At 34.9% G+C, this 5,288-nt stretch carries 4 protein-coding genes; all 4 read left to right on the top strand.

The window, feature by feature from the left end; all coding sequences use genetic code 11:
• Nucleotides 1-216 (top strand): T9SS type A sorting domain-containing protein (locus ACY65O_RS13100; RefSeq protein WP_462221307.1); only part of this gene is annotated, 216 nt, incomplete at its 5' end.
• Between the two features lie 273 nt (nucleotides 217-489).
• Entirely contained in the window at nucleotides 490-1,647 is a 1,158-nt protein-coding gene (locus ACY65O_RS13095) for a homogentisate 1,2-dioxygenase (protein ID WP_462221306.1), read from the top strand.
• A gap of 81 nt (nucleotides 1,648-1,728) precedes the next feature.
• Complete coding sequence (locus ACY65O_RS13090) at nucleotides 1,729-2,136, top strand: hypothetical protein (protein WP_462221305.1); 408 nt, start codon at nucleotides 1,729-1,731, stop codon at nucleotides 2,134-2,136.
• Between the two features lie 264 nt (nucleotides 2,137-2,400).
• Nucleotides 2,401-5,288, top strand: a 2,888-nt coding sequence (locus ACY65O_RS13085; protein WP_462221304.1) for a hypothetical protein, incomplete at its 3' end; no start/stop codon positions are given.

Genomic DNA, 5,288 nt, shown 5'->3' with positions numbered 1-5,288 from the left:
AATCCTGCCTCAAGTATTCTCTCTGTTTTTGTTAAGAAACCTGGCAGATACTCTGTAAAAATTACGACTATTACCGGTCAGGCATTGCAAACAATTTTGATAAATGGTCAACAGAAACTTGATATTGATATTAACAAGTATGCAAAAGGAGTTTGTATAGTTTCTGTAAATGAAAATGGAGTAATTATTGCGAGGAGAAAGATTTTAATTCAATAAATGGGTTGTTTTATACTTTTATATAGCTGCGGTTTTTGCTGCAGCTTTTTCTATTATGTATTGTTATTCAGTATTAAAAAATTAAAACCGTAAATTTGAACTAACAGTATTTACGATTTGAACATGCTTTTTCACCGCAACTTTACTTATTATATTGATAAAAGAAAATGGAAATACATTTTTCTGCTCTCTTCATTAGCACTTTGCCTTTTTTAATAATGATTGATTCGAAAAAAATTATTCATTATTAATTAAAAATTATCCATTAAAAATATGTCTCACTATCATACTTTAGGAAAAATTCCTCACAAGCGCCATACACAATTTCGTAAACCCGATGGTGGTTTGTACAGCGAACAATTATTTAGCACGGAGGGTTTCAGTAACGATTATTCTTTGCTGTACCACTGTCATCCTCCAACACAAATAATAAAAACGGAGCCGCAGGTAGATGTCAGTCCGCAAATAGCCGAAGAAAAAATGCTGCAGCACCGCTGCTTCGAAGGCTTTACTATAAAGCCGGCTAAAGATTTTTTACAAAGCCGCATACCGGTTTTGGTTAACAGCGATTGCCATATTGTGCTGGCATCGCCACAGCAAAGTATGCAGGATTATTTTTATAAAAATACTGATGCTGATGAAATGATCTTTGTACATGAAGGCAGCGGTACGGTACATACACAATATGGTGAATTAACTTTTGGGTACGGCGATTATATTATTTTACCAAGAGGAACAATTTACCAGATTGAATTTGCTGATGAAAATAACCGGTTGTTTATTGTAGAATCATTTTCTCCATTGCGTTTTCCTAAAAGGTACATGAGTAAATACGGGCAACTGCTGGAGCATTCACCTTATTGCGAAAGGGATATCCGTACACCGAAAAATTTAAAAACCATTGATGAGACCGGCGACTTTTTAATTAAAGCAAAAAAGAAAGGGATACTGTATGGTTTGCATTACGGCACACATCCTTTTGATGTGGCAGGGTGGGATGGATGCTGTTATCCTTATATTTTTTCTATTCATGATTTTGAACCAATAACCGGAAGGGTACATCAACCACCTCCGGTACACCAAACTTTTGAAACCAATACTTTTGTAGTTTGTTCTTTTGTGCCCAGGCTGTACGATTATCATCCGGATGCAATACCTGCACCATACAACCACAGTAATATTGACAGTGATGAAGTAATTTATTATGTGGATGGCGATTTTATGAGCCGTAAAAATGTAACCCGTGGCATGATAACGTTGCATCCTGCAGGTATTCCGCACGGGCCACACCCCGGTGCAGTGGCAAAAAGTATTGGCGCCAAAGAAACGAAAGAGCTCGCCGTAATGGTAGATACTTTTCATCCCTTAATGCTAACAAAGCAGGCTTTAGATATAGAAAATGCAAATTACATTATGAGCTGGGCCGAGTAGCTGGAAGCTCCTGCTTCCAGTATTTAATATCTTTTTTCAAAAAAAAATACTAAATTTAATTTTAATAAAAACAAAAATTTTATGATAAAATTTAATGAAATTAAAGTTGGTGATTATTTATTTGCCAATAACGATGGGGATAAAAAACAGGGTGAAGTAACTGATTTAAACAACAACGAAAAACAAGTTTGCGTTAACACAGGCACACAGGATTTTTGGTATGAAACGGAGCAGTTAAGTCCTATTCCTTTATCTGATGAGCAGTTAACAAAACTTAAATTTCAAAAACAGGATAATGAAGACGGCACGGTAAAATATATGAAAGGTGCTTTTAGAATGATGTTACCGGAAAAAAATAATTTTTCAAAATTCGAAATTTGGTACAGGGATGAAAGAAGGCATATTGTTCAGCCCATTTCTTTACATCAATTACAAAATCATTTTTATGATATGACCAAAGTGCATTTAAACGATGAAACTTTTGGGTAAGAATTATATAAATTAATTGCTTAGGAGAGCTGCCAGTTAATGACAGCTTTTTTTATTATTTGAATTTAAAACAATAGTAAAAACACTACACTACAAATAGTAATTATTCGAAAAAAAATACCCTCCCGTTCTTCAATTTTTTACTTGTTATTGCAGAAGTGCAGCTGCAAAATTCTTCAAATAGGTTTAAATAGAGTATTGTTTTAATTTGAGCAATAAGTTATTTGGCGTGGCGTTAAAATTTAGAACTTTAATCCATACCGAATGAAAAAACTTTACTTAACGGGTATTATTACGCTTGCTTTAATAGTTTCTTCACTTCTTCCAAAAGTTGGTTTTTCTCAGGCTTGTAATACTTTAACCGTAACATACAGCACAACTGAATCCCGTTGTGCTGCTTCAGGCTCAATACAAATTAGTGTTGCAGGAGGATCTGGCAATTATGAATATAAAGTATCCGGACCTGTTAACACAATTTATACTCCCGGTAATATTATTACGGGATTACCTGCAGGTAATTATTTAGTAAGCATACAGGATATAGGGTTAAGATGTTTTTATGAGAGGGATACTGTTACGGTAGATGGTGGTTATTTAAATCCCAATTTTACATTAACTTCTGCGCCTGCTACATGTATTGGTATAGGCAATGGATCAATAACAGCTGGTTCAGTAAAATTTGGCAGGCCGCCATTTGTATTTGAAATTGTTACACCCTCAGCTGCAGGTATTGGTACGGTAAGTGCAACAGGAATATTTACAGGATTAATCAGCGGAAATTATTTTATACAGTTAACTGATTCCTGCGGTACAACTATTGTTAAAGATATAATAATTCAAAACCTCAATGGAAATTGCTGCGATTCACTAATAGCCGATTATATAACTGCAGAATCCCGTTGCGAAGCAACCGGTACAGTGCAAATAGATGCAAAAGGAGGATCAGGTAATTATCAATATAAGGCAACCGGACCCGTGAGTACACCATTTACTTCGAGTAATTTAATAAGTGGGTTATCTCCGGGCAGATACCTGATTACAATAAAAGATATTGTGACCAATTGTGAATATGCAAAAGACAGTATTACCATTGATGGTGATTATACAGTTCCCAGCTTTACAATGATTGCCACAGATGTAACTTGTATTAATGGAAAAGATGGAACCATAACAGTTACTAATCAGCTATATGGAAGAGCACCATTCTCATACAAAATTATTGCGCCTTCGGCTTCGGGTGTTGGTACTGTAAGTATTCCGGGAGTTTTTACCGGATTGCTCAGTGGTAATTATTTTGTTCAGTTAAGTGATTCCTGCGGTGCTATACAAACAAGAAATATCTCTATACAAAATTATGACTGGATAATAAATAATTATGCAGTTACAAAAATTACCTGCGATAGTATTTCGGTAATTATTAATTTAAAAGATATCAGGGGTAACGTAACACCAAATCCTGTCTTTAACGGATTTTTATATGGAGCATCTGTAACCACGGGAGATACAACATGGTTTACCACTAACAGTTTTAAATATTATACCGGCAATAAAAATACGGTAAAATTATTTGTAAAGGATTTATGCGGTAATATTAAATCAGTATCCTGGACAGGTCTGTATCCAATACCATCTGTATCACCTGTTATTGCAATGTCTAATATGGCATGTTCTACTTTTACCGCTTCGGTTACCGGGCAGGTAAATTTAACCGCACCATTATATTGTATTTACGACAGCAGTGCTTTATTAATTGCCTGTAATGCAACCGGTGTTTTCAATTTACTTCCTTATGGAACTTACAGTATTACAATAAAAAACACTTGTTACGATACTACAATTACCAGGACATTTACTGGTATAAAACCAATACCTTCTGTAAATTTAAATCTACAAACCTCGTGTAATGATTTTACGGTAACAGTAACCGGGCAGCAAAATCTTTACAATCCTAATTATTGTATTTACGATTCTGCGGATGTTTTAATTGCCTGCGATTCAACAGGGGTTTTTCAAAATCTTCCTTTTGGAAATTATTGTATCAAAATTATTAATGATCCTGCATGTTACGATACGACTATTATAAGATGTTTTACAGCACAGAGGCTTATACCATCAGTTGATGCAACTGTTGCAATAACTAATTTAGCCTGTTCAACTTTTACTGCTTCGGTAACCGGGCAAACAAATTTATTTAATCCTACCTATTGTTTGTATGCAGTGCCCCGTGTTTTAATAACCTGTAACAATACCGGTGTGTTTGATAATTTGCCTTATGGAAGTTATTGTATTGATATTATAAGCGACTCTACCTGTTACGATACTACGATAACACGTTGTTTTACTGTAAACAGACCTAAGCCTTCAGTTGCACCCAACGTACTGATAACTAATTTAACCTGTACAACATTTACTGCAACTATAGAAGGACAAATAAATACATCTAACCCACAATACTGTTTATATACACCTGCGTATGTGCTTATCATTTGTAACAGCACCGGCGTATTTAATAATTTACCTTACGGCAGTTATTGTATTGATGTTATAAACGATTCTGCCTGTTATGATACTACAATAACACGTTGCTTTACGGTTGGCCCACCCATCCCTTCAGTTGATGCTGCTGTAACAATAAGTAATAAAGGCTGTACAAGTTTTACCGCAACTATTACTGGTAAAGTAAATTTAAGTAATCCTCAATACTGTTTATATACGCCGGCCTATGTGCTTATTCTTTGTAACAGTACCGGTGTGTTTAACAATATACCTTATGGCAGTTATTGTATTGATGTTGTAAACGATTCCGCATGTTATGATACAACAATTGTGCGGTGCTTTAGTGTAACAAGGCCCATACCTTCAGTTGACGCATCAATTAAGATAACTAACAAAGCCTGTTTAACTTTTACTGCATCGGTAACAGGGCAGGTAAACATCAGTAATGCACAATATTGTATTTACAATAACTTAAATATACTGTTGAGTTGTAATGCTACAGGTGTGTTTACAAATCTTTCCTATGGCAGTTATTGTATAAAAGTAATAAACGATTCTACCTGCTACGATACATTAATAAACCGTTGCTTTGTGGAGAATGTAGCAGTTGCTAATATATCTGCATCAGCAAAAAAATCGTGTTCAATAATAGGGAC

Origin of the sequence: Ferruginibacter sp., from assembly GCF_031430955.1 — a bacterium.
Classification (GTDB): Bacteria; Bacteroidota; Bacteroidia; order Chitinophagales; family Chitinophagaceae; genus Ferruginibacter.
The sequence above is the reverse complement of the archived record's forward strand: the minus strand, read 5'-3'. Positions and strand labels throughout refer to the sequence as shown.

What these genes read in the sequence shown, in the direction of transcription:
- ACY65O_RS13090 (WP_462221305.1), top strand. Translation starts at nt 1,729, where the DNA reads ATGATAAAATTTAATGAAATTAAAGTTGGTGATTATTTATTTGCCAAT.
- ACY65O_RS13095 (WP_462221306.1), top strand. Translation starts at nt 490, where the DNA reads ATGTCTCACTATCATACTTTAGGAAAAATTCCTCACAAGCGCCATACA.